Here is a 26,184-nt window from a genome sequence, read left to right on the forward strand (position 1 = left end):
GACGCCCACCGGGTCAGGTCCCGTCAGGGCGTCTCCGGCGGCTCCTCGCGGACCGTGGCGACCTGCCGGTACAGCTCCGCCGCCTCGCCGCCGCGCCCCAGCCGCTCCAGGCAGAGCGCCTCGTCGTTGCGGCTGTTCAGGGAGTCCGGATGGCTGGGGCCCAGCACCCGCTCGCGGGCCAGCCGGACCCGCTGGAAGCGCTCCAGCGCCTCCTCCCAGCGGCCCAGCCAGCCGAGCGCCACCGCGATCTCCCGCTCGCTGACCAGGGTGTCCAGGTGTTCGGCGCCCAGGCTCGCCGCCCGGGCCCGGCAGACCTCGGTGGCCTCGGCCAGGGCCTCCGCCCAGCGGCCGAGCCGGCCGAGCGTCATGCCCCGGCCATGCCGGGCGCGCAGCGTCTCCGGGTGCTCCGGGCCCAACGCCCGCGCCCTGGCCTCGACCAACCGCTCGTAGAGCGGCAGCGCCTCGGCCGGCCGGCCCAGCCGGCCCAGGCAGATGCCGACCTCGTAGACGACCTCCAGGGTGTCCGGGTGCTCGGCGCCCAGCAGCTCCGCCCTGGCCTCGGCGGCCTGCCGCAGCCCGGCCAGCGCCTCCCCCCAGCGGCCCAGCCTGGCCAGCGCGTAGGCCGCCTCGTACTGGCTGGTCACGGTGGACTCGTGCGCCTCGCCGAGGGCCTCCCTGCGGCGCTCGGCGACCGCGCTGTGCACCTCGTGCGCCTCCGCCCAGCGGCCGAGGCGGCCCAGGCTGAGCCCGGCCCGGTGCCGGCTGAGGAGCACCGCCAGGTACTCGGGCGACGGGCCGCGCCGGGTCGCCGGCGGATGCGCCAGGACGGTGGCGGTCAGGCCCGTCCACTGGCCGGTGAGCCCGGCCGAGCGGTCCGGTGGGGCGACCCGCAGCGACCAGGCGCCGCTGGCCCGGGAGCCGACCCGCATGCCACGCGTCCAGTCCGGCAGCCGCGCCAGCTCGCCGGCCCGCCGCGGCACGGCCAGCTGGGCGCCGGCCGCGGCGGCCGGCGGCCGGCCGAGCAGCCGGCGGGCGAGCCCGGCGGCGTCGGCCGGCCGCGCGTCGGGGTCCTTGGCCAACAGCGCCAGGATGAACCGGTCGAGCCCCTCGGGCAGTTCGGGCCGCAGCAGCCGGGGCGGCTCGGGCTCGGTGTCCCGGTGCCCGATGAGGATGGCCCACGGGTCGCCGAGGTCGAACGGCGGGGCGCCGGTGGCCAGTTCGTAGAGGACGCAGCCGAGGGAGTAGAGGTCGCTCCGGGCGTCGACGTTGACCCCGGCGATCTGTTCGGGCGACATGTAGTGCGGGGTGCCCATGGCCATGCCGGCGCTGGTGAGCTTGGTGGACAGGCCGATGTCCTGGGCGAGCCTGGCGATGCCGAAGTCCAGGATCTTCACCGTGCCGTCGGGCAGCCGCATGATGTTGGCCGGCTTGAGGTCGCGGTGCACCACGCCCTGTTCGTGGGTGTAGGCCAGCGCCGTGGCGACCTGGTCGGCGATGTCGGCCACCAGCTCGACCGCCAGCGGTCCCGGCCCTGCGGTCTGGAGCAGCTCGCTGAGGTTGCGCCCGTCGAGCAGCTCCATCACCAGGTAGAGGATGCCCTCCCACTCGCCGAAGTCGTGGACCACGGTGACCCCGCGGTGCTGGAGCCCGGCGGCGACCCTGGCCTCCCGCCGGAACCGCTCCCGCAGCACCCGCAGGAAGGAGTCGTCGTCCTGCTGACTCCCCAGGGGCTTCAGGCACTTGACCGCGACCCGCCGGCCCAGCGCCTCGTCCCGGGCACGCCAGACCTCCCCCATGCCCCCGCGTCCGATGAGTTCGAGCAGCTGGTAGCGCCCCTGGAGCAGTACGCCTTCCGCCATCGTCCGGTTCCCACCCCCCGTCGTCGAGCCGTTGTCCACCCCCGCCTCCCAGTATGGCGCCCCGGGCTGGACGTTCCTATGGCATGCGGCGGGAAAGCGGTGGAACGGGCGGATTCGGGACCCGGGTTGACGCGCCAGCGGCCACGGACCCGCCCGGCCCCCGCCGTCAGACCCGGCTGGGCGAGCGCTCGGCCGGCACGGGGGTGGCGTCGGCCGGCGGGGCGGGCAGCCGACTGCCCTCGATGTCCACGTGCGGCAGCCGCCGGCCCAGCCAGCCGGGCAGCCACCAGCCGGCCCGGCCGACCAGGACCAGCACCGCCGGCACCAGGGTGAGGCGGACCAGGAAGGCGTCCACCAGCACGCCGAACGCCAGGGCGAAGGCGATGGGCTTGACGATGGCGTCCTCCATGGTGACGAAGCTGGCGAAGACCGCGAACATGATCAGCGCGGCCGCCGTGACCACCCGGAAGGCCAGCGGCGCCCCCTCCCGCACCGCGACGACCGGGTCGGCGCCGAGCGCCTGCCGCTCGTGCACCCGGGAGACCACGAACACCTCGTAGTCCATGGCCAGTCCGAAGAGCACCGCCATCAGGATGATGGGCAGGAAGCTGACCACCGGACCGGTCCTGGCCACGTCCAGCGCGCCGGCCAGCCAGCCCCACTCGAAGACCGCGGCGACCGCGCCGAAGGACGCGGCGACCGAGAGCAGGAAGCCGAGGGTCGCCTTCACCGGCACCACCAGCGAGCGGAAGACCAGCAGCAGGATCAGCAGGCCGAGCCCCACCACCACGGCGCCGAACGGCACCATCGAGTCGCTCAGCCGGCTGGAGACGTCAACCGCCACGGCGGTGTTGCCGGTGACCGCCAGGGTGATCCCGGTGTCGGTGGCGTGCGCCCGGGACCAGTCCCTGATGGTGTGCACCAGGTCCTCGGTGCCCGGCTGGTCGGGCCCGGTGGTGGGCACGGCCTCGATCAGCCAGGCGGTGTCCCGCTCGGTCGGCCGGGGCGGCGCCACCGCCGCCATGCCGGGCAGCCCCGCCAGCTGCTCGGCCACGTCCGTCAGCGCCGGCTCGGGGTCGCCGGCGACGTCGGCGGTGTCGGCCAGGACCAGCAGCGGGCCGTTGAGGCCGGGCCCGAACGCCTCGCTGACCGCGTCGTAGGTCTGCCGCTCGGTGCTGGCGGCCGGCGCCGAACCGTTGTCCGGCAGCGCCAGCCGCAGGTCCCTGGCCGGCAGCGCGACCACCAACAGGCCCACCACCACGGCCAGCACGGCGACCAGCGGCCGGCGGGTGACCAGCCGGACCCAGCGCCCGCCGAGGGTGCCGGCCGCCGCCTCCCGGTCGGCACGCCCCTCGCGGCGGGCGGCCCGCGAGCCGGGCCGTGGCCGCAGCCGTTCGCCGCCGAAGCCGAGCAGCGCCGGCAGCAGGGTGACGGCCACCAGCACCGCGATGACCACGGTGGCGGCGCCGCCGAGGCCCATCACGGTCAGGAACGGGATGCCGACCACGGAGAGCCCGCAGAGCGCGACCACCACGGTCAGCCCGGCGAAGACCACGGCGCTGCCCGCGGTGCCCAGGGCCCGCCCGGCGGACTCCTCGGCCGGCATGCCCTGGGCGAGCTGCGAGCGGTGCCGGGAGAGGATGAACAGCGCGTAGTCGATGCCGACCGCCAGGCCCAGCATCACCGCGAGGGTGACGGCGGTGGACGACAGCGTGAACAGGTGACCGCCGACCAGCAGCCCGCCGACCGCGGTGCCCACCCCGACCAGCGCGGAGACCAGCGGCATCCCGGCGGCCAGCAGCGAGCCGAACGTGACGATCAGGACCACCAGGGCGACCAGCACGCCGAAGAGCTCCTTGGCGCTGATCTCCACCCCGGTGGGCGCGAAGGCCTGGCCGCCGACGTGCGTCTCCAGGCCGGCCTCGCGGGCCGGCTCGACGGTCCGCTCCAGGGCGGCGGTGGTGCCGTCCGCGAGGTGGAAGGCCGTCGCCTCGTAGCGGACGGTGGCCAGCGCGGTGCGCCCGTCCGCGGAGAACGTGCCGGCCTCCTCGGCCGGGACCACGGCGGACACCTCGGGCGCCCGGGCGGCGTTGGCGAGCGAGCGCTCGATCGGCTCGGCCCAGCGCTCGTCGGTGATCTGGCTGCCGTCCGGGGTGGTGAAGACCAGCTGCCCCGTGGTGCCGCCGGCGGCCGGCAGGACCTCCCGCATGGTGTCCAGCGCGCGCTGCGACTCCGACCCGGGGATGGTGAACTCGTCGTCCAGCGCGCTGCCCAACGCGCCGCTGACGGCGAGCAGGGCGGCCAACGCGCCGAGCCAGAGCGTCAGCACGAGCCGCCGGCGCCGGAAGGCGCCGCGACCGAGCCGGTAGAGGAGGGTGGCCATGGGTGCTCCACGGGGAGTCGAGTCAACGGGCGATGCGTGGGCCCATGCAACCGGCCCAGCCGGACGCTATCGTGCATACCTGGCGCTTCGCCAAAAACAACCCATCGCGCACATGTTCCCCCCATTCCGCCTCACCGGATGGGGTGGCCGCCGGGTCACCGGGTGGACAGCGACCGACGCGTGTTCGGGCCGGACGACCGGGGCGCCAGCCCGCGTCGGCGTCCTGCCGACCCGTCAGCCGACGGCTGGTCAGCCGGCGCCGGCCAGCACCAAGGAGTCCAGATGAAGATGCTGATCAACGGGCCGGAGCGGGTGGTCGCCGACGCGCTGCGCGGCATGGCGGCGGCCCACCCCGGGCTGCGGGTGGACGTGCCGCACCGACTGGTGCTGCGCGGGGACGCGCCGGTGGCCGGCAAGGTCGCGCTGGTCTCCGGCGGCGGCTCGGGGCACGAGCCGCTGCACACCGGCTGTGTCGGCCCCGGCATGCTGGACGCCGCCTGCGCCGGCCAGGTCTTCACCTCGCCCGTGCCCGACCAGCTGGCCAGGGCCGCGGCCGCGGTGCACGGCGGCGCCGGGGTGCTGCTGGTGGTCAAGAACTACACCGGCGACGTGCTCAACTTCGAGATGGCCGCCGAGCTGGTCGAGGAGAGCGGCGTCGAGGTGGCCCAGGTGCTGGTCGCCGACGACGTGGCCGTCGCCGACGGCGCCACCACGGCGGGCCGCCGCGGCGTCGGCGGCACCCTCTTCGTGCACCGGATCGCCGGCGCCGCGGCGGCGGCCGGCGCCCCGCTGGCCGAGGTGGCCGCCATCGGCCGCCGGGTGGCGGCCGCCAGCCGCAGCTTCGGCGCGGCGCTGCACGGGCCGACCACGCCGGCCAAGGGCAGCCCCACCTTCGACCTGCCGCCCGGCGAGCTGGAGCTGGGCATCGGCATCCACGGCGAGCCGGGCCGCGAGCGGCGGCCGATGCTCAGCGCGGCCGAGCTGGCCGACGTCACGGTCGAGGCGCTGCTGGCCGACCGGCCGGCGCTCACCGACCCGGTGCTGTGCCTGACCAACGGCATGGGCGGCACACCGCTGCTGGAGCTGTACGGCTTCCACGCCGAGGTGGTCAGGGCGCTGGGCGAGCGCGGGGTGACGCCGGCGCGTAGCCTCGTCGGCAACTACGTGACCTCGCTGGACATGGCGGGCTGCTCGGTCTCGCTGTGCCAGCTGGACGAGGGGCTGCTGCGCCTGTGGGACACCCCGGTGTGCACGCCGGCGCTGCGCTGGGGGCGCTGAGTGGGCCGGCGGGCGGGTCGGCTGCCGGATCGGCCGGTGCGTCGCTACGGAAGGAGCCGGAGGTGACGGAGCAGGTGGCGGAACGGGACACCCGGTTCTTCACGGACTGGCTCCGGGCGGCGGCCGAGGCCGTCGCCGCGGAGGAGGACCGGCTCACCGAGCTGGACTCGGCGATCGGCGACGCCGACCACGGGAGCAACATGCGGCGCGGCTTCACGGCCGTGGTCGCCGCGCTGGACGCGGACCCGCCGGGCAGCCCGCGCGAGGTGCTGCTGCTGGCCGGCCGGACCCTGGTCGCCACGGTCGGCGGCGCCTCGGGACCGCTCTTCGGCATCCTGCTGCGGGCCGCCGGCCAGGCGCTCGGCGAGGCGGAGCGGGTGACCGACCAGGAGCTGCGGACCGCGCTGTCCGCCGGGGTCGCCGCGGTCGGCCGGCTGGGCGGGGCGGCCGCCGGCGACAAGACGATGCTGGACGCGCTGCTGCCGGCGACGGCCGCGCTGCCCGACTACGCGGCGGCCGACCGCGCCGCCCGGGACGGCGCGGCCGGCACGGTCCCGCTGCGCGCGCACAAGGGGCGCGCCAGCTACCTGGGCGAGCGCAGCGTCGGCCACGAGGACCCGGGCGCGGCCTCGGCCGCGCTGCTGGTCGGCGCGCTGACGCGGGTGAGCCGGTGACCGGCGGCGGGGCGGCCGGCCTGGTGGGGCTGGTGCTGGTCTCGCACAGCGCCGCGGTGGCCGGCTCGGTGGCGGAGCTGGCCCGCGACCTGGCCGGGGCGGGCCGGCTGGCGCCGGTGGAGCCGGCCGGCGGCACCCGGGACGGCGGGCTGGGCACCAGTGCGGAGCTGATCGCGGCGGCGGCCGGGCGCGCGAACCGGGGCGCCGGGGTGGCCATCCTGGCGGACCTGGGCAGCGCGGTCCTCACGGTCCGCGCCCTGCTGGCCGAGGAGGACGCGCTGCCGCCGCTCGCCCGACTGGTGGACGCTCCCCTGCTGGAGGGCGCGGTCGCCGCGACCCTGGCCGCCTCGACCGGCGCCGACCTCGACGCGGTGACGGCGGCCGCCGAGGAGGCCCGGCACTACCGCACGTCCTGACCGGCCGGCCGCGGGCCCCCGGCCCCGGCCGGCGCCGGGCACCGGGACGGGCGTGCGCGGCACGCACGGGGCTCGGGTCGGCGGCGGGGCCGGGGCGCACGCGCGCCGGGCCGTCCCAGCACCGGGGCGCCGCCCGCGGAGCCGGGGCCGGGCCTGGGCGGGGTCAGGCCGGGTGGGGCGAGGGCGGGGCGAACCAGGTCGGTTCGTCCCTGGTGGCCAACCCGATCCGGGCCAGGGCCTGTTCGGAGAGCGGCGGCAGCTCGTCCAGCGCGAACCAGCCGACCTCGGTGGACTCCTCGTCGTTGACCCGGGCCTCGCCGCCCACCGGACGGCAGAGGAAGTTGATGTCGAGGTACTGGCACTGGTCGCCGTTCGGGTAGCGGACCGGCGGTTGCGTGTCCACCATCAGCACCCGCTCCGCCACGCAGCGCACCGCGGTCTCCTCCTCGACCTCGCGGACCGCCGTCTCGGCCGGCTGCTCGCCCGGCTCGGGGATGCCGCCGATCAGCGTCCACCGCCCGTCGTCCGCCCGGCGGACCAGCAGCACCCGCCGCCGGTCGTCGAGCACGACGGCGCTCACCCCGGGCAGCCAGAGCAGCTGGTGGCCGATGGAGACCCGCAGGTCACGGATGAAGTCGGGGGTGGACATGGTGGCAACCTCAGCGATCGGTCGGCGGGGCGTCGAGCAGGGCACGGCCGGCCGCGTACCGGCGGGCCGGCTCGGGCAGGGGCACCCGCCGGCCGTTGGCCAGCACGGTCAGGCCGCCGGTCGGTGGCGCGCTGGGCGCCGGCGCGGCGCCGATCCGGCGCAGCGCCTGGGCGGCGACGGCGGGCGCCGAGCCGTGCAGGGCGACCCGGCGGCCGGTGAGCGCGGTGAGCTGGCGGCCGATCTCGTCGGCGACCAACTCGTAGTGGGTGCAGCCGAGCACCGCCGACGTGGTCTCGGGCGGGGTCAGCTCGATGGCGGCCTTGATGGCGGCGCTGACCGCGGCGGCGTCCGCCGCCTCGACCGCGGCGGCCAGGCCGTGGCAGGGCACCTCGGTGGCCGGGGCGCCGCCGGCGAACTCGGCCAGCAGTCGCCGCTGGTAGTCGCTGCCGGTGGTGGCCGGGGTGGCCCAGACGGCGAACGGGCCGCCGCCGGCGGCGGCCGGCTTGATGGCGGGCACCGTGCCGATGACCGGGACCGCCGGCTCCAACGCGGCACGCAGCGCCGGGAGGGCGTGCACGGTGGCGGTGTTGCAGGCGACGATCAGGGCGTCCGGCCGCTCGGCCAGCGCCGCCCGGGCGCAGGCCAGCGCGCGGTCGGTGATCCGGGCCGGCTCCAGCGGCCCCCAGGGCATGTGCGCCGGGTCGCCGGACAGCACCAGATCGGCGTCCGGCCGCAGCCGCCGCAGCTCGGCGGCCGCGGCCAGCAGGCCGATCCCCGAGTCCAGAAGCGCGATTCTCACGAGGCCCCAGCCTACGTGGACCGCGTCCGGCGCCCGGGGACGGCCCGCCAGGTCACTTGCGGCCCGGCGTCCACTGCATGCCGAAACCGTACGCGTGGTCCACCGTGCGCTGCGGGCTGACCCCGCGGTCCGGCACCAGGTAGCGGGCCTCGCGGTTGACCACCAGCTCGCCCCGCTCGTTGACCAGGGTGGCCAACACGCAGACCGGCGAGGGGACGTTGCACTCGTCGAGGAAGAACTCGATGGGCGCGCCCCGCTCGGGGGTCAGCGTGACCGTGGCCGAGAGGTCCTGGAAGCTGGCCGCGCCGGAGTAGATGGTCACGAAGATGACCACCCGGCGCAGCTCCTTGGCGTGGTCCAGGTTGACCGTGAGGTTCTCGCCCTGGGCGACGGCACCGGTGCGGTCGTCGCCGTCGAGATGCATGTAGGGCGGCTGGTGGAGCGAGCCGAAGGCGTTGCCCAGGGCCTGGATCACGCCCTTGCGGCCGTCGGTCAACTCGAACAGGGCGCACAGGTCCAGGTCGAGGCCGCCGCCCATGGCCTTGCTGATGCGGTCCTTCCAGCTGGTCTTCTGCGGCGCGTTCCGCTGCTGCCAGTTGAGGTTGACCCGGAGCTGGCCGCTGGTGGCGCCCTGCTTGGCCAGCGAGATGGCCGGGGCGTCCTTGGTGAGCGTGATCTTGCTCAGGTTGATCGCGGAGCCACCGCTGGCGGCCGGCGCGGGCGCCGGGCGCTGGGCGGGGGCCGGCGGCGCGGCCTGGACGGGAGGCGGCGGGGCGGCCGGGGCGGGCGCGGGAGCCGGCGCCGGCTCGTCGTCCACGCTGATCCCGAAGTCGGTGGCCAGGCCGGCGAGCCCGGAGGCGTAACCCTGGCCGACCGCGCGGAACTTCCAGGCGCCCTGGCGGCGGTACAGCTCGCCGATCACGAAGGCCGTCTCGGAGGTGGCGTCCTCGCTGTCGAACCGGGCCACCTCGGCGCCGCTGTCGGCGTCGAGCACCCGGACGTGCAGCCCGGCGACCTGCCCGAAGGTGCCGCCGTCCGCGGAGGCGGCGAGCACGACCTTCTCGATCTCCGGCTCCACCGAGGCCAGGTCGACCGCCAACGTGTCGGCGACCGTGCCGCCCTGCGGCTGCTTGCCCTCGTACCGCACGGCGCCCGAGGCGTGCCGCGCCTGGTTGTAGAAGACGAAGTCGTCGTCCGAGCGGACCCGGCCGTCCTTGAGCAGCAGCGCCGAGGCGTCCACGTCCGGGGTACCGGCAGCCGTGCGCCAGCCGATCTCGACGCGTACGGCCCGCGCGGGCACCGGGACATTAGAGCCTTTGAGCATGGTTGCGTTTCCTCCGTCGGTGGGCATCCTCAACCCCTGTTCGCGCTGGCAACGACTGACTATGCCATCAGGTTCCCGAGCCTCCCGAACGGGCCCTCTCATACCCCATCAGGAAGGGGTTGATCGGCGTTTTTTCCGGAATCCAGCGAATTGCCCGCCCAGGGGTGTGCCGGCCCGGCAAATGACCCGCTAATCGGTCTCCCCAACGACCACATGGTGGGCTTAACTTATGGAGCATGACCCTCCCGCGCCCCTACGGCGGTGGCTACTCCTCCTCCGCCTTCCCCGACACCCCGATCTATGACCGGCTGGTGGCCGAGCGGGGAACCCCGCAGATCGCCCCCATCCGGGTGCCGGCGGCCTACGACTCGATGGGGTACCAACACCCGGCCCCCCAGCCGTCGTTGCCCGCCCTGCCCGCCCTCCCCTCGGCCTCCTCGACGCCGCCCCCGCAGCACGGCGGGTACCAGGGTGGCTACCAGCAGCAGGCCCCGGTCCGGCAGCCCCTCGGGGCGCCGGCGCCCGGCGGCTACCCGGGCCCCGGCGGCCACATCCCGCAGCAGCAGCCCGGGCGTCCCTACCCGGGTCCGGCCGCCCCGCAGGCGCCGGCCCCGCAGCAGATGCGGCCGGCGCCCCAGCCGATGCGCCCCGCCGCGCCGCAGCAGATGCGGCCGGCCGCGCCGCGCCCCGGCGGCTACCAGGGCAACCCGCCCTACCCCCAGCAACCGCAGGCCCAGCAGGCCCCGGCGCCGGGCTACTGGACGGAACAGGGGGCCTGATCGCGGACGACTGAGGGGACCGCGCGGCGCCGGGCGCGCCGGCGGGCCGGGCTCACAACTCGACGTCCTCCAGCACCCCGAGGGCGTCGGGGACCAGCACGGCCACGGAGTAGTAGGCGCTGACGAGGTAGGAGAGCACGGCGCGCTCGTCGACGCCCATGAAGCGCACGTTGAGGCTGGGCGCGTACTCGTCCGGGATGCCGGTCTGGTGCAGGCCGACCACGCCCTGGCGCTCCGCGCCGGTGCGCAGGGCCAGCACCGAGCTGGTGTTGGCCGCCGAGATCGGGATCTTGTCGCAGGGCAGCAGGGGGATGCCACGCCAGGCGTGGACGGGGGTCCCCTCGATCTCGGTGGTCGCCGGGTAGAGGCCACGCGCGGTGCAGGCGCGCCCGATGGCCGCGATGGTGCGGGGATGGGCCAGCAGGAGGCGGGTCTCGCGGCGCCGGGAGACCAGCTCGTCCAGGTCGTCGGGGGTCGGCGGCCCGGTGCGGGTGTACAGCCGCTGCCTGGGGTCGACGTTGTGCAGCAGACCGAACTCCCGGTTGTTGACCAGCTCGTGCTCCTGCCGCTCCCGCAACGCGTCCACGGTCAGGCGGAGTTGCTCCTCGACCTGGTCCATCGGCTCGCTGTACAGGTCGGCGACCCGGGAGTGCACCCGCAACACCGTCTGCGCCACGCTCAGTTCGTACTCCCGGGGCGACGCCTCGTAGTCCACGAAGGTGCCCGGCAGCGTCGGCTCACCGACATGCCCCGAGGCCAGCGCGATGTCGGCCTCACCGCGCCGGTTGTGGGCCGTCGCGGGGCGGGCGGCCTCCCGGTCCAGGTGGGCGCGGAGCGTCGGCGAGCGGTCGGCCAGCTCGGCGACGGCCGCCAGCGGCAGCGCCAGCACGGTGGCGCGGGTTCTGGTCCGCAGGGTGTGCGGCCAGCTGGCCGGCGTGCCGAGCAGCGCCTCGTGGCCGGCGAACGCGCCGCCGCCGAGGGTGCCGAGCGTGGCCTCGCCGTCGTAGGCGCCGGGCACCACCCGCGCCACCTTGCCGTGCGCGATCAGCAGCACCTCGGTGACCGGGCTGCCGGCCTCGGCGACGGTCTCCCCGGCCTGGTAGGCGCGGGCCACACAGCGGTCGGCGAGCGCGTCGAGCGTGCCGGGGTCGTCCAGCCGAGCCAGCGGCGGCAGTTCGCGCAGCTCGGCCGGGATCACCCGGACGTCGGGGCCGGTGGCATAGAACTCCACCCGGCCGTTGCCGAGGGTGTGGGTCAGCCGGCGGTTGACCCGGAAGGTGCCGCCGGAGACCTGCGTCCAGGGCAGGGAGCGCAGCAGCCAGCGGGGCGAGGTGCCCTGGTTCTGGGGCGGGGTCTTGACGGTGCCGGCCAGCTTGCCGGCCGCCTCGGTGCCGAGCGCGGTGCGGTCGGGCGCCTGGGGGGCCGGGCTGGCGGTGGTCGGGGTGGTCACACGGGGCCTTTCGGAGGAGCTTGGGTGCCCGGGCGTCCGGGCACGGCGAGCCGCCGCCGCGCGGCGGAGGTGGCGCGGCGGCGGCGGTCTCTCGGGGGTGGGAAAGCGAGCCGGCCGGGGCAGGGACCGGGTCCGGGACCGGAACGGGCGGCAGCGGCGGTGGCGGCGGGGAACCGTTTCACCGGCGTTCCGCGCCCCGTCGACCGGCCGCCGCGCTGGTCGTCGGCCCTGCGGTCACCCGGAGGTGGACCGGAACCGGCCACGCCCGCCCCGGGAAACGCTCAGTGGCCGATCTCGACATCCTCCAGAATGCCGAGCGCGTCCGGCACCAGGACGGCCACCGAATAGTAGGCGCTCACCAGATAGGAAATGATCGCCTGTTCGCTGATTCCCATGAATCGCACCGACAGGCTCGGCTGGTATTCGTCCGGAATTCCGGTGCGGTGCAGCCCGACCACGCCCTGCCGTTCCGCGCCGGTGCGCAGTGCCAACACCGAACTGGTGCCGGTCGCCGAGATCGGGATCTTGTCGCAGGGCAACAACGGCACCCCGCGCCACGCCGGGACGGAGTGCCCGGCCAGCTCGGTGGGCGCCGGGTAGATGCCGCGGGCGTTGCACTCCCGGCCGAAGGCGGCGATGGCCCGGGGGTGCGCCAGCAGCACGCTGGGCTCCTTCCAGACGGTCGCCAGCAGCTCGTCCAGGTCGTCCGGGGTGGGCGGCCCGGAGTGGGTGTGCCGGCGCTGCCTGGGGTCGGCGTTGTGCAGCAGACCGAACTCCCGGTTGTTGACCAGCTCGTGCTCCTGCCGCTCCCGCAACGCCTCGACGGTCAGGCGGAGTTGCTCCTCGACCTGGTTCATCGGCTCGTTGTACAGGTCGGCGACCCGGGAGTGCACCCGCAACACCGTCTGGGCGACACTCAGTTCGTATTCCCGGGGCGACGCCTCGTAGTCCACGAAGGTGCCCGGCAGCGTCGGCTCACCGACATGCCCCGAGGCCAGCGCGATCTCCGACTCGCCCTGCGCGTTGCGCTGGCTGGGCAACTGGGCCCGGGCGTCAGCGAGATGGGCGGTGAGCGGGGCCGAGCCCGCCGCGATCCGCTGGAAGTCGGCCCGGGCGAGGGTGAGGACGGTGCCGCTGGTGAGCGCGGTCAGGCCGTGCTCGAAGACGCCGGGCTCGGCATCGGTGAGCGCCTCGGCGGCGAAGAACTCGCCGTCCGCCAGCACCCCGAACTCGGTCTCGCTGTCGTAGGCGCCAGGACCGCGCCGGCTGACCTTGCCGTGCGCGATCAGCACCACCCGGTCGGCCGGCTCGCCGCGCCGCACCAACTCCTCACCGGGCCCGAAGTCCTGCTGGACACAGGCCCCGGCCAGCGCCTCCAGGCTGGGCTGGTCGTCGAAGCCGGCCAGGCCGGGCAGCTCGGTCAACTCGGCCGGGATCACCCGGATTTCGGGCCCGGTGGCGTAGAACTCCACCCGGCCGTTGCCGAGGGTGTGGGTCAGCCGGCGGTTGACCCGGAAGGTGCCGCCGGAGACCTGCGTCCAGGGCAGCACCTTCAACAGCCAACGGGAGGTGATCGCCTGCATCTGCGGCGGCGTCTTGGTGGTGGTCGCCAGATTGCGCGCGGCTGCCGTGTCCAGGCTGAGCCGCGGGGATTCCGCCGCTCCGGGAGATCCGGCCTGGTTTTCGGAAGTCGGTTCGATGGAAGTGGTCATGCTGAAGGTGCCCAATCTGGGGTTGTCCGGCGGCGTTGGGGAGGCCCGGATATCCGGGCCGGCCATGAAACTAGGGGCTGTACCCGACGTACCGCAATCACTCAAAAGTGGAGCCAACTGCCGGATTTCCACGGCGAATTACTGGGTAGCTCGCCCGGATCGCCGCGCCCGGCCCAGGAGTTGCCCGACCGGCGAGACCCAACGCCCCCGCCGTGAGCCGACCACGGGCCCGGCCGGCGTGCTGGGCGGGCGGCCGGGGCCGCCGGCCGGAGCGGCGTGGGACCCGGTGCCGGGGCGGGGCAGGACCCGAGGCGGGGGCAGGGCGGGGCGGGGGCGACGCCGGGCGTTCAACGGATAGGGTTGGGGGCGCTCAGTGCTGGGCCCACGCGCCGGCGCACCCAACGGCTGGCGTGGGTCGCGTCCGGTCCCGAACTCGCCCGTCATCCCGGCGGTTCGCGGCGCGCTACGGTGGAGCGGCCAGACGCGCGGGCAGGTCCTGATCGCAGGAGCGGGCCCGAGCGCCTTCGATAACGCACGAGGTTGGGGCACATCAGTCCATGGCTAAGGGCTCGGTCCAGGTAACGCACACCGGAACCGCACGCTGGCGGCGCCGGACGGCCGTCTACGGCTCCGTGGCCGAGGCCCTGGCCGCCGCCGCCGACGGCGACGTGCTGCTGCTCTCGCCCGGCACCTACCGGGAGAACCTGGTGATCGAGCAGGCCGTGACGATACGCGGCCCGCACGACGAGCGGGACGGGCCGGCGCGGATCGCCCCCGTCGAGGGCGTCCCGCTGACCGTGCGCGGCTCGGCCACCGTGCGGGAGTTGCTGATCGAGGGGCAGGACACCACGGCGCCCGCCGTGCTGGTGGAGAGCAGCACGCCGGAGCTGGCCGGCCTGCGGGTGCGCACCGCGTCGGCCGCCGGTGTCGAGGTCCGCGCCGGCGCGCGGCCGACCGTGCGGAACTGCGTCCTGGCCAACGCCACCGGCGTCGGCATCAACGTGAGCGACCAGGCCGGCGGCCTGTTCGAGGACTGCCAGGTCACCGAGGCCGGACAGGCAGGGGTGAACGTCTCAGGCGCCGCCCACCTGCGGCTGGAGCGCTGCCAGGTGACCCGGGTCAACGGCGCCGGCCTCGCGGTCGCCGGCGAGGGCAGCGCGGTGGACGCGCTGGGCTGCACCTTCGACCAGGTCAAGGGCGTCGGCGTGCGGCTGGCCGACCGGGCCACCGCACACCTGACCGAGTGCCAGGTCTCGCACACCACCGGCGACGGCATCACCCTGGAGACCGAGGCCGTCCTCACCCTCGCCGACAGCCGGCTGACCGACATCCCGGAGAACGCCCTGGACCTGCGGTCCCGTTCGGTGCTGACGCTGATGCGCACCCGGGTCAGCCGGTTCGGCCGCAACGGCGTCTCGGTGTGGGACCCGGGCACCCACGCCGACGTCCACGACTGCGAGATAGCCGAGTCGACCGGCGACTACCCGGCGGTCTGGGTGAGCGACGGGGCCACCGTGGTCCTGGAGTCCTGCACGGTGCGCCAGGTGCCGGACGCGCTCTTCGTGCTGGACGCGGGCTCGCGGGCGGACGTCGTGGACAGCACCGTCGAGGAGGTGCGCGGCTCGGCGGTCTCGGTCAGCGACGGCGCCACCGCGCGGCTGGACAGCTCCCGGATCGCCGGCGCCGGCACCGGCGCCTGGTTCCGGGACGCCGGCAGCGGCGGCTCCGTCACCGGCTGCACCATCGAACGCAGCCGCACCGGGATCATCGTCACCAAGGGCGCCGACCCCACCGTCACCGACACCACCGTGCTCTCCCCCACCGAGGCCGGCGTCTACGTCTCGGCCGGCGGCGTCGGCCGGTTCACCCGCTGCCGCGTCTCGGACTCCGGCGGCTACGGCTTCCACGTCATCGACGGCTGCCGCACCGAACTGACCCGGTGCCGCACCGAACGCTGCGCCAGGGGCGGTTACGTCTTCGCCGAGGAGGGGCCCGAGGTGCTCGACTGCCAGAACGACGAGGCGCTGCCGCCTGGCGCGCCCCGCCCGACCGGCCGGGCCACCGAGCCGGCGCCGGCCCCCACCCGGCCGACACCGGCCGCCCCCACCCCGCCCGCGAAGGCCGCCCCGGCCGCCGACGCCGAACAGCCGCCGGCGGAGAGCCGCCCGTCCGACGAGGTGCTCGCCGAACTGGACGCCCTGGTCGGCCTCGACACCGTCAAGCGCGAGGTGCGGGCGCTGATCGACCTCATCGAGGTCGGCCGCCGCCGGGTGGCCGCCGGCCTCAAGGCCGCCTCGGTCCGCCGCCACCTCGTCTTCACCGGCTCCCCCGGCACCGGCAAGACCACCGTGGCCCGCCTCTACGGCGAGATCCTGGCCTCCCTCGGCGTGCTGGAACGCGGCCACCTGGTCGAGGTCTCCCGGGTCGACCTGGTCGGCGAACACATCGGCTCCACCGCCATCCGCACCCAGGAGGTCTTCGAACGCGCCCGCGGCGGCGTGCTGTTCATCGACGAGGCCTACGCGCTCTCCCCCGAGGACGGCGGCCGGGACTTCGGCCGGGAGGCCATCGACACCCTGGTGAAGCTGATGGAGGACCACCGCGAGGCGGTGGTGGTGATCGTCGCCGGCTACACCGAGGAGATGGCCCGCTTCCTGGCCACCAACCCCGGCGTGGCCTCCCGCTTCTCCCGCACGATCGCCTTCGGCGACTACACCCCCGAAGAGCTGCTCAGCATCGTCCGCCAGCAGGCCGGGGAACAGGAGTACGCGCTCGCCGACGGCAGCGAGGACGCGCTCATCAAGCACTTCACCGCGCTGGACCGCGGCCCGTCCTTCGGCAACGGCCGCACGGCACGGCAGACGTTCGAGGCCATGGTCGAAGCCCACGCCGGCCGCGTCGCCCGACTCCCCGACCCCAGCACCGAGGAACTCACCCTCCTCCACCCGGAAGACCTCCCGTCCCTCCCCTGAAGTGGGCAGTCCTGCGGGCACGTCCACGCGACCGGGGCGATCCCCGCGCGTGCGGGGAGCAGGAACGCGTGGACGACGGCGGGTTGCCAGAGCTGGGACCATCCCCCGTGCGCGCCGGGGCGGGCGCACGCGGTCTCAGCCCGCCGTGGGCGGGGATTCGTGGGCGGGGGCGGTGGGTTGGGGTGGGAGCGGGGGGCGGGTCTCAAGGGGGAGGCGGTGCATCAGGTCGGCTCGTTCGGTGGCGAAGGCCGGGTCGGCGGCGTAGTCGCCGTGGCCGAGGATCGGTTCGGGCAGCGGGGAGCGCAGGTTCCGGCCGTAGTACTGCGGGTCGTTCAACGCGGGGCGGTCGACCGGGAGTTGGCTGTCCTTGGCGACGCCGACCGGGCCGCCGATGGGGTCGGTCGGCCGCCACAGGTTGCGCCAGCAGGGCAGGTCGCGGTGCAGGGCGTGCAGGGCGCCGTGGCCGAAGTAGGCGGGGAACCAGCGGCCGTAGAGGCGTTCCAGCGGCGAGCCGTGGGTGAGCAGCGCGATCCGGCTACGGGTGGCGGTGTCGAGCTGCCAGACGGCTGCGGCCGCCAGCACGCTGCCCTGGGAGTGACCGGAGATGACGAGTCGGCCGCCGGTGGCGTCGATCCAGGTGCCCATCCGCCAGGAGAGGTCGGGCACCGCGCGTTCGGCGTAGCAGGGTGGGGCGAAGGGGTGGGCGGCGCGGGGCCAGAAGGTGCCGACGTCCCAGAGGATGCCGACGGTGCGGCGGGCGCCGGCGTCCCGGTAGGCGCGACGGCCGAGGGCCAGCAGGAGGACGACGCCCAGGCCCATCAGCCAGGAGCCCAGGCTCTGGCAGGCGTCGGCGACGGCCTCCAGCACCGGGTGGGTGCCGTCGGCCGCCTCGGAGGGGGTCTTCCTGGTCAGGGTGCCGGCGACCGCGCCGACCCCGAGCAGCAGGCTGGCGCCGCTGATCCAGCCGACCAACGGGGCGGCGCACTCGGTGAGTTCGGCGCGCGCGATGGCGCCGGCGATACGTCGGCTGCGGTCGGTGTCCGGGGCGCAGCTCTCCTCCGGGTAGCGGGCGCGCACGGTGGGCGCGAGGACGCGGCGCCGGCGCAGCACCCGGATCACCCCGAAGACGCCGAGGCCGAGCAGCACCAGCAGCAGCGGTGGGATGGCCGCCGCCTCCCAGCTGAGCATCACCGGCGGACCGACGAGGCGGGCGCCCGGCTCGCCCGGCTCGGCCGAGGGGTCGAGCCAGTCGGCGACGCGCTGGGCGACGCCGCCGGTGAAGACCCCGCCGAGCGCGCAGGCCAGTAGCGCGACGGCGGCCCCGCCGAGGCCGTGCAGGGCGCCGCGTTCGGCGTCCCGCGCCTGGCGGTGCAGCCGGTAGGCGGCCCAGGCGAGGGCGACCACCAGCAGGCCCTGGACGACGACCAGCGCGGGGAACGCCTCGCTGCCGGCGGGGAGTCGGCCGGTGGAGCGCCACTCGGGGCGGTGCCAGGCGGTGTGCGCGAGGACCAGCACCAGCAGGGCCATCGCGCCCCAGGGCAGGGCGCGGGCGGTGGGCGGCTCGGGCCGTTCGTCCCGTTCGCTCTCGCTGCGGCCGTGCCGGAGCTGGCCGACGAGCAGCACCAGCCAGCCGGCGACCGTGCCGGCGACCAGCAGCAGCCCGGTGGTGGCCAGCGCCGGGTCGCCGTCCGGGCCGCGGTCGTGGCTGCCGCTGGCGACCAGCAGCGCGCTGGCGACGGTGAGCAGGCCGGCGGTGGTGTGCGCGGCGCGCAGCCGGGCGACCAGCACCCGGCCGTACCAGAAGCCGGGCAGGCTCAGCGGCGCGGCGTCCTCGTCGGTGCGGGGGCGGACGGGTGGGGACGCCGACTCGTAGGCGCTCCAGGTGCGGTGCGAGAGCCACCACAGCAGGCAGAGCAGCGCGACCGGCACCAGGGCGCCGAGCAGCAGTCGCCGCCCGGGCTGGCCCCACCAGGAGTGGGTGGCCCACGGCTGGATCCAGCCGGCCTCGCGGGCGCAGGCCTCGGCGCCGGCGCACTGCCAGGCGACCAGGTCGAGCGCGACGGCGCAGGCCCCGCCGGTGAGGAGCACCGTCAGGGAGAGCGCGAGCAGCCGCACCAGCAGGTCGTAGCGGCCGTTGGCGCGGACGGTGGTGCGGCCGGCGGGCCGCATCCAGTGCGCGACGTTGACGATCATGAACGGCAGCAGCAGCAGCCAGAGCGCCCTGGTGCCGTTGCCGGAGGTCAGGTTGGACCAGGAGTAGGCCTCCCTCACCGGCCGCTCCGGGTCCCAGGGGCGGTCGGTGAGGTCGTCGGTCCTGCGGTGGATGCTGGCGGTGGCGTCGCCGGTGACGCGGGTGGTGCGGGCGTCCTCCAGCATGTCCTGCGGGGTCGCCCCGCCGACCCCGTGGACCAGCAACTCCATGCCGGGGAAGCGTGGTTCGGCGTCCGGGGCGCTGGTGGCCCGCCGTGGTGAGGTCTCCTTGGCCGTCACTTCGTCCCCCCATGACCCGGCGCGCGCGGTGCGTGCCGCCTGTCAGGAGCTTTCTCGTCCGGAAGCGTGGCCAACCGCCTCCGGAGGGTGGATGTTGGCATGGCAGGATGAAGCGCACCGAGGACGTGGGAGGTCCTGTGAGCGACAACCAGAACCTGCTGGCGGGCCAGCGGCGGGCGCTCATCCTGGACGAGGTCCGCCGCAGGGGCGGCATCCGGGTGAGCGAGCTGACACGCATGCTTCAGGTCTCGGACATGACGGTCCGTCGGGACCTTGATGTGCTGGCCCGGCAGGGCGCGTTGGAGAAGGTGCACGGCGGTGCGGTGCCGGTGGCCGAGCAGCGGACCCACGAGCCGGGGTTCGAGGCGAAGTCGGCGCTTGAGCTGTCCGCGAAGAGCGCCATCGCGCGGGCGGCGGCCGGGCTGGCGAGTCCGGGCAGCGCGGTGGCGCTCTCCGGCGGCACCACCACCTTCGCGGTGGCCCACCAGCTGCTGCGGGTACCGGAGTTGACGGTGGTGACCAACTCCGTGCGGGTGGCCGACGTGTTCCATCACGCGCGGCAGGCCGCCGAGTCGGGCGGCGGCGAGGACGGCGCGGAGGCGGCCCGGGTGGTGCTGACCGGCGGGGTGCGCACCCCGTCGGACTCGCTGGTCGGCCCGGTGGCGGACGCGGCGATCGCCTCGCTCCACTTCGACGTGCTCTTTCTGGGCGTGCACGGCATCTCGGTGGAGGCCGGGCTGTCCACGCCGAACCTGGCGGAGGCGGAGACCAACCGGCACTTCATCCGTTCGGCGCGCCGGGTGGTGGTGGTCGCGGACCACACCAAGTGGGGGACGACGGGGCTGAGTTCGTTCGCCTCGCTGGACGAGGTGGACACCTGGGTCACCGACCCGGGGCTGCCGGAGCCGGACCGGGAGGAGATCGCCGAGCACCTGGCCGAGCTGCTGATCGCGGGCGGAGAGCCGCCGGACCAGCCCGCCGGCTAGCCAGGCGGTTAGAGAGGCGCCCGGGGCGGGCGCGTGCGCCGGGCCGGGGGCGGTGCGCCGGCCGGGTCGGGGGCCGTTGTCAGTGCCCGCTGCCAGAATCGCTCGGGTGAACGAGGACCGGGTGGACGAGGGCCGGGCGGCGGGCGGCGGCCGGGTGGCGCTCTGCGCGCTGGCCGAGTATCCGGACGGCTCGGCGCGGGTCTGCCCGCTGGACGCGGCGGGCCGGCCGGCGGGCGCGGTGCGGCGGGAGCCGGACGCGGCGACGGCGGTGCGCGGCCGGCCGTGGGTGACGCGCTGGGTGTGGCGGTCCACGGCCGCCGTCTACCCGGAGGTGCTGGCCGCCGGCGGGTGGGTGACGCGCTGCCATGACGTGGAGGCGGTCGAAGCGCTGCTGCTGGGGCACGAGGGCGCCTGGGGCCGGCCGCGGTCGCTGGCGGCGGCGCTGGCCCGGCTGCGGCGGCTGCCGGAGCCGGCCGATCCGCCGCTGCCCAGCGCGCCGAGCGACCAGCCCTCGCTCTTCGAGGCGGCGCCCGCGCCGCTGCCCGGGGACGCGGACCCGCTGGACGCGCTGCTGGCGGTCTACCAGTCCCAGCTGGCGCGCACGGCGCTGGCGCAACACCCGGAGCGGATGCGGCTGTTGCTGGCCGTGGAGTCGGCCGGCACGCTGGTCGCCGCCGAGCTGCGGGCGGTGGGGCTGCCGTGGCGGGCCGACATCCACCGCCGGCTGCTGGACGAGCTGCTCGGCGAGCGGTATCCGGGCAGCGCGGAGCCACGGCGGCTGACCGAGCTGGCCGACGAGGTCTCCCGCGCCTTCGGCAGCCGGGTGCGGCCCGATCTGCCGGCGGAGGTGATCCGGGCGTTCGCCGGGGCCGGCGTCCGGATCGGCAGCACCCGGGCGTGGGAGCTGCGGGAGATCGACCACCCGGCGGTGGCGCCGCTGTTGGAGTACAAGCGGCTGTACCGGATCTGGACGGCGCACGGCTGGTCCTGGCTGCGGACCTGGGTGCGGGACGGCAGGTTCCGCACGGAGTACCTGGTGGGCGGCACGATGACCGGCCGCTGGTCGACGCACGGCGGCGGCGCGTTGCAGATCCCGAAGGTGGTGCGCCGGGCGGTGGTGGCCGATCCCGGTTGGCGGCTGGTGGTGGCCGACGCCGACCAGCTGGAGCCGCGGGTGCTGGCCGCGGTCTCCCGGGACCGGGGTCTGATGGCGGTCGCCTCGTCGGCGGACGACCTGTACACGCGGGTGGCCGGGCAGGGTTTCGCGGGGGACCGGGAGGCGGCGAAGCTGGCGCTGCTGGGCGCGGTCTACGGGCAGACCTCGGGCGACGGGCTGCGTCATCTCGCCGATCTGCGGCGGCGGTTCCCGGCCGCGGTCGCCTGGGTGGACGAGGCGGCGCGGGCCGGCGAGCGCGGGGAGCACGTGCGGACGTGGCTGGGGCGCACCAGCCCGGCGGTGCCGCCGGACGAGCCGCCGCCGGCCGGGGCGGCGGCCCGGGCCAGGGGTCGCTTCACGCGGAACTTCGTGGTGCAGGGCTCGGCCGCCGAGTGGGCGCTGGCGCTGCTGGCCGCGCTCCGGCTGGGGCTCCGGGGGATGGCGGCCGAGCTGGTCTTCTTCCAGCACGACGAGGTGGTGGTGCACTGCCCGGCCGAGGAGGCGCCGGCGGTGGTGGCCGCGGTGGCCGAGGCCTCGGCCACCGCGGCGCGACTGACCTTCGGGGAGACCCCGGTGGCCTTCCCGTTCGGCACGGCGACGGTGGAGGTGTACGCGGACGCCAAGTGAGGAGGCGCGCGGAAGGGTCGCCGCGGACCGATGAGTTCCGCCCGGGGCGCCGGTCCACCCGTTCGAACCCGTTCATCCGGAACGGCGGAAGCGAAGGCGAGTGTGGGATGGCAGAGAACGTCAGCGGGCTCGGAGTAATCATCGCCGGTCGGGACCCGGAGGCCCTGGCCGCGTGGTACCGGTCGGCGCTGGAGCCGTTGGGGGCGCGCTGGGAGGAGCACATGCTGGTGGTCGGCCCGGGGGCGGTCATCGGCTTCGACCAGCGGGACGACGTCGCGGACCGGGCGGCGGAGCCCGGGCGGCACCTGGTCAACGTCAGCGTGCGGGACATCAGGGCGGTCGAGCGGCACCTGAACACCCTGGAGGTGGAGTGGGTCCGGCCGGTCGAGGACGACGGCTCGGGCTGGTTCTTCGCCACCGTGCTGGACCCGGTGGGCAACTACCTGCAGTTCATCCAGGTGCCCGAGGGCGGCTGAGCGGGCGCGCACGCCCCGTCCGGCCGGGCCACGGGGGTCAGCCGGTCGGGGTCGCGCGCCCCGGCGGGGCGGCGGCCTCGTCGCGGGCGCGGAGGTACGCCTTTAGCTCCGCCGCCCCGCGCAGCATCGCCCGCCCCTGGTCGGTCAGTCGGCCGCGTCAGTCGGCGAGGGTGTGAGCGAGCGGCGCCAGCCCACCCGCCGTGCGCACCCGCGCGAGGACGGGGGCGATCCGCTCCAGCGGGTACCCGCCCCGCCTGAGCTGGCGGGCCAGGCGGGCGTCGCGCACGTCGGCCCCGGTGCGGACGCGGTACCCGGTGCGCGGGTCGCGGCGCGGGCGGGCCAGCCCGGCGCGCCGCTGGGCGAGCGGCTCGGCGCCGGGTACGACGTGCCGGCCACGGCCGTCGGCGCGTCGGCACATCGGGTCGCGCCCGCGCCGGAGGCATCACTCCCGGACGGAACGCGCCGGACCACCCCGCCGAGCCGCGCCGGCCCACGGCGGACGGCGTGCCGGCCTCCGCACCGGGCGGCGGAGCGGGGCCGGGGACCGGCCACCCCGACCCGACCGTGCCGCCCCGGCCGGGGTCTAGCTGGTGTAGCTGGCCGGGCGTTCCTGGGGGGCGGCGCCGTCGGCGACCAGTTCGGCGGCTCGGGCCAGGCGGGCGGCCGCCTCGTCGACCACCGGGCCGCGCACGGTGAACGGCAGTCGGACGTAGCCCTCGAAGGCGCCGTCCACGCCGAACCGGGGCCCGGAGGGCAGCCGCACCCCGCACCGCTCCCCCGCCTCGGCGATCCGGGAGCCGGAGAGCCCCCCGGTGCGCACCCAGAGGGTGAGGCCGCCGGGCGGCACGGTGAACTCCCAGTCCGGCAGCCGGGCGCGCAGCGCCCGCACCAGGTCGGCGCGGCTCGCGGTGATCTCGGCCCGGCGCTGGGCGACCGCGTCCTCCCAGCCACCCGAGGTCAACAGCCAGCTGACGGCCAGCTGTTCGAGCACCGGGCTGCCGAGGTCGGCGTAGGCCCGGCGGGAGATCAGGCCCCGGATCACCTCGGGGGCGGCGCGCACCCAGCCGATCCGCATGCCGGCCCAGATCGACTTGCTGGCCGAGCCGACCGTGATCACCCCGGCGCCACCGTGGTCGAAGGCGCTCATCGGGCGGGGCATCCGCCGCCGCGGCTCCTCGTCCAGCGCCAGGTCGACCATGGTCTCGTCGACCACCAGGGTGGTGCCGGCCGACCTGGCGGCGGCGACCAGTTCACGCCGCCGCTCCTCGTCGGCCAGCGCGCCGGTCGGGTTGTGGAAGTCGGGCACCACGTAGGCCATCCGGGGGGCCGCCTCGGTCAGGGTGCGGCGCCAGGCCGGCAGGTCCCAACGCCGGTCGGCGTCGTCCGTCATGGGCACCGGGACCAGCCGGGCGCCGGCGTCCCGCATCAACTGGAGCACGTTGGCGTAGGAGGGGTGCTCGACGGCGACCCGCTCGCCGGCCGCGAACATCCGGCAGAGCGCGGCCATCGCGCCCATCGCGCCGGTGGTGACCATGATCTGCTCCGGCATGGTGGGCACGCCGCGCGCGGTGTACCGGTCGGCCAGCGCCCGGCGCAGCTCGGGCAGACCGGCCGGGAAGTCGCCGTGGGTGGCGGCGGCCGGCGGCAGCGCGGCCAGCGCCGCCTGGCAGGCCCTGGTCAGCCACGGCTCGGGCGCCGGCAGCGCGGCGCAGCCGAGGTCGATCATGGAGCCGACGGCCTCCGGCGGCAGCGGCTCCAGGCCGCGGGCCGGCAGCGGCCGGCCGGCCGGCACCGCCGTCCAGCTCCCGGCGCCGCGCCGGGACTGGAGGAAGCCCTCGCCGCGCAGCGCCTCGAAGGCGGCGGCCACCGTGGTCCGGCTGACCGCGAGCGCGCCGGCCAGCTCCCGCTCGGCCGGCAGCCGGGCGCCGACCGGCACCCGGCCCTCCAGCACCAGCAGCCGCACCCCGTCGGCCAGCGCCCGGTAGGCCGGGAGCTTCCGCGCGCCGGGCGGGCCGCCGTACCACTCCTGGGAGGTGAGCAGCCGGGCGAGCTGCCCGGTGCCGACCGTGGAGGTCCATTCGGCCATGGAAATCGGTCCACCTTTCTGAGATTGGCCGTACTCACGGCGGCCGAACAGGCCAGAAGGTGACCCGTATCGGTCCAATTCAAGTAGAGGATGGCCTCCGTTGAACCATTTGTCACGCCGCCTGGTCAGACTGGCCCTCGGCCTGCTGCTCTTCGGGGTCAGCGCGGGGCTGCTGATCGAGGCCGGTCTCGGCACCGGGCCCTGGGACGTCTTCCACCAGGGGGTCAGCGGCCACACCGGCCTCTCGGTCGGCGTGGTGGTCAACATCACAGGACTGCTGGTGCTGGCGCTCTGGCTGCCGTTGCGGGAGCGCCCCGGGTTCGGCACCTTCGCCAACGCGCTGCTGGTCGGGCTTGGCATCGACGCCACCCTGGCGCTGACGCCGACCCCCGCCGGGCCGGCCGTCCAGCTGCCGTTGATGCTGGCCGCCGTGGTGCTCAACGGGCTGGCCACCGGCCTGTACCTGTCGGCCCGGCTCGGCGCCGGGCCGCGGGACGGGCTGATGACCGGACTGGCCCGGGTCACCGGCCGTTCGCTGCGGCTGGCCAGGACCGGGGTGGAGGTGGCGGTGCTGCTGCTCGGGGTGGTGCTCGGCGGCACGGTGGGGGTGGGTACGGTGGTCTACGCGGTGGCGATCGGCCCGCTGGCCCAGTTCTTCCTTCGGGTGCTGGCGGCGCCGGAAGCCGTCGCCGACGCGGGTCCCGGCCCGGGCCGGGACGCGACGTCCGACACGAGCGCCGACGCGGTGCCGCGAATGGATTTCGAAGACCGGCCCAGGCGGGGTATTCTGCGCCCTTGGTCCCGCCGGATGGACCGTGACCACGAGCCATCCTCTGTGGACGCCGGGTGACATCCCCTCTCAGATGTGACAAACCGGGCGGCGGTGGGTACAAGAAGGGGCGGTACGACGGGCGACGTATGACCTACAACGGGAATCTTCACCGCCGACCGGACGTTGACCTGATTGACGATGACAGCGACACCTGTCCTGTGGGCGACCAGCCCGGGAGGCACGATTCATGAGTGAGCGAGCTCTGCGCGGCACGCGGCTCGTGGTGACCAGCTACGAGACGGACCGTGGTATCGACCTCGCGCCGCGTCAGGCGGTGGAGTACCAATGCCAGAACGGGCATCGGTTCGAGATGCCGTTCTCGGTCGAGGCCGAGATTCCTCCGGAGTGGGAGTGCAAGGTATGCGGCTCCCAGGCCCTGCTGGTAGACGGCGAGGGTCCCGAGGAGAAGAAGGGGAAGCCCGCGCGGACGCACTGGGACATGCTGATGGAGCGGCGTACCCGTGAGGAGTTGGAAGAGGTGCTGGCCGAGCGGTTGGCGGTACTGCGCTCGGGGGCGATGAACATCGCGGTGCATCCCCGGGACAGCCGCAAGTCCGCCTAGCGGACGCCCCGTAGGGGCCACACCGGATTGCCGAGGGCCGGGTCACCACTGGTGACCCGGCCCTCGGCTGCGTCGCGCTCAGTCCCGGTCGCGGTCCCGGTCCGGGCGGCCTTCGGGGCCGGCGCCCGGCTCCTCGTCGGGCACCACCTCGCCCTGGATGACCTGACCGCCCTGGCCGCGCCGCCGCCTGGCCTCGTTCGCCGCCCGGAACGCCGGGCCGGCCGGCCAGGTGCGGCGCTCCAGGGCGCCCTTCGCCCGGCGCCGCAGCAGCCGGGCGGTGGGCGGGAAGATCAGCACCAGGCCGACCACGTCCGAGATCAGCCCGGGCAGGATCAGCAGCAGGCCGCCGAGCATGGTCAGGACCCCGCTGGAGGAGTCCTGACCCGGCTTGTCGGCCGGCACCTCCCCCCTGGCCTGGGCCGTCAGCCGCTGCCAGGCGCGGCGGCCGGCGTGCCGGATCACCAGCGCGCCGGCCAGCAGCCCGGCGGCCAGCAGCAGGAAGACGGTCATCCCACTGGCCGCCTCCCCGATCAGGATGAACAGCCAGATCTCCAGGATGGCCCAGACGGCCACCGCGATCGGCAGCAGCGTCAGGCGGCCACGCGGCCGGCGGGCGGGTCGGGAGGCGCCCGACTGGCGGGCTCGGTACGGGTCAGGGCTACCGCTCGTCATGG

General features: G+C 75.6%; 20 protein-coding genes and 1 pseudogene. 10 read left to right on the forward strand and 11 right to left on the reverse strand.

Features of this window, described 5'->3' with window-relative positions:
• Positions 1-23 precede the first annotated feature (23 nt).
• Both RM844_RS21095 and RM844_RS21100 read right to left on the reverse strand, forming a co-directional pair.
• Positions 24-1,859: a serine/threonine-protein kinase gene (locus RM844_RS21095; RefSeq protein ID WP_311668883.1), complete on the reverse strand. Its 1,836-nt coding sequence runs from the start codon at positions 1,857-1,859 to the stop codon at positions 24-26.
• Between the two features lie 166 nt (positions 1,860-2,025).
• Positions 2,026-4,242, reverse strand: a complete 2,217-nt coding sequence (locus tag RM844_RS21100; RefSeq protein WP_311668884.1) for an MMPL family transporter — start codon at positions 4,240-4,242, stop codon at positions 2,026-2,028.
• Between the two features lie 282 nt (positions 4,243-4,524).
• Between RM844_RS21100 and dhaK the strand changes: the two genes are divergently transcribed.
• From dhaK to RM844_RS21115, 3 genes are all read left to right on the forward strand, one after another.
• Positions 4,525-5,520 (forward strand): dihydroxyacetone kinase subunit DhaK, encoded by a 996-nt coding sequence (dhaK, locus tag RM844_RS21105; protein ID WP_311668885.1) that lies wholly within the window; start codon positions 4,525-4,527, stop codon positions 5,518-5,520.
• Between the two features lie 62 nt (positions 5,521-5,582).
• Positions 5,583-6,194 carry a dihydroxyacetone kinase subunit DhaL gene (dhaL, locus tag RM844_RS21110; RefSeq protein WP_311668886.1) on the forward strand — a complete coding sequence of 204 codons (612 nt, stop codon included), beginning with the start codon at positions 5,583-5,585 and terminating at the stop codon, positions 6,192-6,194.
• Positions 6,191-6,610: a PTS-dependent dihydroxyacetone kinase phosphotransferase subunit DhaM gene (locus tag RM844_RS21115; RefSeq protein ID WP_311668887.1), complete on the forward strand. Its 420-nt coding sequence runs from the start codon at positions 6,191-6,193 to the stop codon at positions 6,608-6,610. The genes dhaL and RM844_RS21115 overlap by 4 nt, the downstream gene beginning before the upstream one ends.
• 163 nt (positions 6,611-6,773) lie before the next feature.
• Here RM844_RS21115 and RM844_RS21120 read toward each other — a convergent pair whose 3' ends face one another.
• From RM844_RS21120 to RM844_RS21130, 3 genes are read right to left on the reverse strand one after another with little or no spacing between them, the layout of a single operon-like run.
• A complete protein-coding gene (locus RM844_RS21120; protein WP_311668888.1) occupies positions 6,774-7,259 on the reverse strand; it encodes an NUDIX hydrolase in 486 nt (161 codons plus the stop codon).
• A gap of 10 nt (positions 7,260-7,269) precedes the next feature.
• On the reverse strand, positions 7,270-8,058 hold the full coding sequence (locus tag RM844_RS21125; protein ID WP_311668889.1) for a glutamate racemase: 789 nt from the start codon (positions 8,056-8,058) through the stop codon (positions 7,270-7,272).
• A 52-nt stretch (positions 8,059-8,110) separates the two neighbouring features.
• Positions 8,111-9,382 (reverse strand): TerD family protein, encoded by a 1,272-nt coding sequence (locus RM844_RS21130; RefSeq protein ID WP_311668890.1) that lies wholly within the window; start codon positions 9,380-9,382, stop codon positions 8,111-8,113.
• A gap of 236 nt (positions 9,383-9,618) precedes the next feature.
• On the opposite strand from RM844_RS21130, the gene RM844_RS21135 reads away from it, so the two are divergent.
• Entirely contained in the window at positions 9,619-10,161 is a 543-nt protein-coding gene (locus tag RM844_RS21135) for a DUF6643 family protein (RefSeq protein WP_311668891.1), read from the forward strand.
• Positions 10,162-10,213: 52 nt separating this feature from the next.
• On the opposite strand, the gene RM844_RS21140 is transcribed toward RM844_RS21135, so the two are convergent.
• Positions 10,214-11,611 carry a family 2B encapsulin nanocompartment shell protein gene (locus tag RM844_RS21140; protein ID WP_311668892.1) on the reverse strand — a complete coding sequence of 466 codons (1,398 nt, stop codon included), beginning with the start codon at positions 11,609-11,611 and terminating at the stop codon, positions 10,214-10,216.
• A 281-nt stretch (positions 11,612-11,892) separates the two neighbouring features.
• A complete protein-coding gene (locus RM844_RS21145) occupies positions 11,893-13,323 on the reverse strand; it encodes a family 2B encapsulin nanocompartment shell protein (protein ID WP_311668893.1) in 1,431 nt (476 codons plus the stop codon).
• 557 nt (positions 13,324-13,880) lie between these two features.
• Here RM844_RS21145 and RM844_RS21150 point away from each other — a divergent pair.
• Complete coding sequence (locus RM844_RS21150) at positions 13,881-16,295, forward strand: right-handed parallel beta-helix repeat-containing protein (protein WP_311668894.1); 2,415 nt, start codon at positions 13,881-13,883, stop codon at positions 16,293-16,295.
• Positions 16,296-16,430: 135 nt separating this feature from the next.
• Here RM844_RS21150 and RM844_RS21155 read toward each other — a convergent pair whose 3' ends face one another.
• On the reverse strand, positions 16,431-18,785 hold the full coding sequence (locus RM844_RS21155) for a hypothetical protein (protein ID WP_394814564.1): 2,355 nt from the start codon (positions 18,783-18,785) through the stop codon (positions 16,431-16,433).
• Between the two features lie 137 nt (positions 18,786-18,922).
• On the opposite strand from RM844_RS21155, the gene RM844_RS21160 reads away from it, so the two are divergent.
• From RM844_RS21160 to RM844_RS21170, 3 genes are all read left to right on the forward strand, one after another.
• Positions 18,923-19,771, forward strand: a complete 849-nt coding sequence (locus tag RM844_RS21160) for a DeoR/GlpR family DNA-binding transcription regulator (protein WP_311669051.1) — start codon at positions 18,923-18,925, stop codon at positions 19,769-19,771.
• Positions 19,772-19,940: 169 nt separating this feature from the next.
• Positions 19,941-21,554, forward strand: coding sequence for a bifunctional 3'-5' exonuclease/DNA polymerase (locus RM844_RS21165; RefSeq protein ID WP_311669052.1), 1,614 nt, complete (start codon positions 19,941-19,943; stop codon positions 21,552-21,554).
• Positions 21,555-21,661: 107 nt separating this feature from the next.
• Positions 21,662-22,030 (forward strand): VOC family protein, encoded by a 369-nt coding sequence (locus RM844_RS21170; protein WP_311668895.1) that lies wholly within the window; start codon positions 21,662-21,664, stop codon positions 22,028-22,030.
• Positions 22,031-22,067: 37 nt separating this feature from the next.
• Here the strand turns inward: RM844_RS21170 and RM844_RS21175 are convergent.
• Both RM844_RS21175 and yczR read right to left on the reverse strand, forming a co-directional pair.
• Positions 22,068-22,379, reverse strand: a pseudogene (locus RM844_RS21175) (MerR family transcriptional regulator); the annotation flags it as partial.
• A 234-nt stretch (positions 22,380-22,613) separates the two neighbouring features.
• A complete protein-coding gene (gene yczR, locus RM844_RS21180; protein ID WP_311668896.1) occupies positions 22,614-24,116 on the reverse strand; it encodes a MocR-like transcription factor YczR in 1,503 nt (500 codons plus the stop codon).
• A gap of 100 nt (positions 24,117-24,216) precedes the next feature.
• Here yczR and yczE point away from each other — a divergent pair, with 100 nt between their 5' ends.
• Together yczE and RM844_RS21190 are read left to right on the forward strand one after the other, a co-directional pair.
• Positions 24,217-24,966, forward strand: a complete 750-nt coding sequence (gene yczE, locus RM844_RS21185) for a membrane protein YczE (protein WP_311668897.1) — start codon at positions 24,217-24,219, stop codon at positions 24,964-24,966.
• 169 nt (positions 24,967-25,135) lie between these two features.
• A complete protein-coding gene (locus tag RM844_RS21190; protein WP_097232556.1) occupies positions 25,136-25,510 on the forward strand; it encodes an RNA polymerase-binding protein RbpA in 375 nt (124 codons plus the stop codon).
• Between the two features lie 78 nt (positions 25,511-25,588).
• On the opposite strand, the gene fxsA is transcribed toward RM844_RS21190, so the two are convergent.
• Positions 25,589-26,182 (reverse strand): FxsA family membrane protein, encoded by a 594-nt coding sequence (gene fxsA, locus RM844_RS21195; RefSeq protein ID WP_311668898.1) that lies wholly within the window; start codon positions 26,180-26,182, stop codon positions 25,589-25,591.
• Between the last annotated feature and the right edge of the window lie 2 nt (positions 26,183-26,184).

Source organism: Streptomyces chisholmiae (assembly GCF_031845445.1).
GTDB lineage: Bacteria > Actinomycetota > Actinomycetes > Streptomycetales > Streptomycetaceae > Streptomyces > Streptomyces chisholmiae.